This window comes from Streptomyces sp. NTH33 (assembly GCF_003236365.1).
GTDB lineage: Bacteria > Actinomycetota > Actinomycetes > Streptomycetales > Streptomycetaceae > Streptomyces.
Genome location: NZ_POTZ01000755.1, coordinates 1 through 2103, shown reverse-complemented (window position 1 = coordinate 2103; position 2103 = coordinate 1). Strand labels below are relative to the sequence as shown.

Below are 2103 nucleotides of genomic sequence, written 5' to 3'. Positions count from 1 at the left end.
GGGGCGGGGTGTCGCGCAGGTCGCCTTCCATGGCCGCGACCGTCTCCCGCAGGCGGGGCAGCAACGTCGTACACAGCTCCTGCGCGGTGTGGCGGCTGGTGTGGCTCACCACGCTCGCCACGCAGGCGATCCGGCCCGTGGCCGGGTCCCGCACGGGGACCGAGACCGCCACCAGGCCCGGTTCGATCAGCTGGTCGTCCGACGACCAGCCGTCCCGGCCCGCTCGAGCGGTTCGGTTCGTGAAGTCGTCCGCCGGCAGGGGTGGTCTCGGCGGTACCGCCGGGAAGCCCCTGTCCTCCGGGTCGGCCGAGCGGCGCTCGTGCCAGTGCCGCCAGTCCTCGTCCGTCCACTCCGTCGCGAACAGCGCGCCCGGCGCGGTGCGTTCGGCGGGGAGCAGGTCGCCGATGCGGAAGCTCAGGGACATGGCGCGCCGGCGGGTCGCCTGGTGGATGAAGCGGATGCCGTCCCGGTCGCCGACCGCCAGGGACACCGACTCGTCCAGCTCGTCGGCGAGCGCGTCGGCGCGCGCGGCGAGCAGGGCGGGCAGGCGGAGGGCGGCCAGATAGGCGTTGCCCAGTTCCATCAGGCGGGGGGTGAGGACGACGTCCCGGCCGTCGAAGCGGACGTAGCCCATGCGGGCGAGCGTCGCCGCGATCCGGTCCACCGTCGAGCGGGCGAGCCCCGTGGCGCGCTCCAGGGCGCTCGGGCTCAGTGTCCCCCCGGCCTGCGTGAGCTGCCGCAGCACTGCCACGCCCCGCATCAGCGGGGTGACCGCCTCGGCGGGGGCGGTACCCGGTTCGGCGGGTGCGGCGCCGGCGTCCTCGTGGGCGTTCGTGGTCGTGTTCGCGGGCGGCGTGGGCGTCGTGGGCGGCGCGGGCATCGGTTCGGTTCTCCCGTACGGGACGGTGGTCGTAGCAGGCCTACGGTAGTCCGGTCCGCCCGCGCGGCTCTCGGGCCGTCACCGCCGTACGCCGTATCACTGCCTCGTCACCCGCACCCGGTAGTTCCCCTTCAGATTCGCCGACGTCACGTCGATGCGTATGTGTGCCTTGGGGTCCTTGAACGTCTGGCCGGGTGCGAAGGGTGCGTCGGAGAGTTCCGTCTGGACGTTGGGGCTGCGGGTGCATCCGTCGGAGCGCGGGCGGGCGTCGTAGACCGTGATCGGGCCCTGGCCGGTGTCGACCTCCGCGTCGACCTTGTAGATCAGGATGCCCGGCCGGCACACCGCCTCGTCGTTGCCGCCGAGGGTGCGCAGTTCGAGGGCGTAGCCGGTGTGCCGGTCGAGGGGGACGAAGACGAGTTTGGGGCCGCCCGCGCGTGTCAGCGGGGTCAGGGTGTACTCGGCCGAGCCCCGTCTGGCCGCACAGATCACCTGGTTCGGGTCCAGCCAGCCCAGTTTCCACTTGTGCCAGCCGAGCAGGTCGTTGTTGGCGCCCCAGTCCTCGCTCATGATGTCCCAGTGGCCGACCGCGGCGCCGCCCTCCTGGGTGTAGAGGTCGGGCAGGCCGAAGACGTGGCCGTTCTCGTGGGGCAGGACGCGGTAGCCGGTGGTGCCGTAGGAGCCGGAGCCGTCGTCCTGGCGGGAGTAGATGAAGGAGACGTTGGCGATGGCGACGCCGTTGGCGACGGGTGCGTCCGGATTGCCGGCGAAGGTCACCGACAGGACCGTGTCCAGGGCGGAGGGGCCCGCGTTCGGGGTCATCAGAATGTTGACCAGGTCGTAGTCCCGGAAGTCCACTTCCGGGCGGGCGGCCTCCGCTATGTCCTCGACCAGTTGACGGTAGCCGGGGTCGAACGGGGCGCCGCGCTCCACGCCGTACTCCTCGAACGGTTTCGGCATGCGCAGCCACTCGTGTATCGGGGTCTCCGGACGGTAGTCCAGGCGGCCGTAGGAGGCGGTGCGGAACCACTCCTGGGTCTGCGGGAAGAACTCGTGGAAGCGGTCGAGCGCGCTGCCCTCGCCGGGCGCGTCGGAGAAGTCGACCATCAGGGTCAGAGCGTGCACGGTGCCGGTGGAGCGGGCGTAGCCGCTGTTGGTGGGTATGCCCTCCGACATCTGTACGGTGGTGGCGCCGTTGATCATGCAGGGGGTGAGGGCGGGGG

2 protein-coding genes are annotated in these 2103 nt (G+C 71.9%); both read right to left on the bottom strand.

Annotation, left to right across the window (positions count from 1 at the left end; all coding sequences use genetic code 11):
- Nucleotides 1-880 (bottom strand): IclR family transcriptional regulator (locus C1I97_RS35865; RefSeq protein WP_146608412.1); only part of this gene is annotated, 880 nt, incomplete at its 3' end.
- A 96-nt stretch (nt 881-976) separates the two neighbouring features.
- Nucleotides 977-2103 (bottom strand): M6 family metalloprotease domain-containing protein (locus C1I97_RS35860; RefSeq protein WP_111007109.1); only part of this gene is annotated, 1127 nt, incomplete at its 5' end.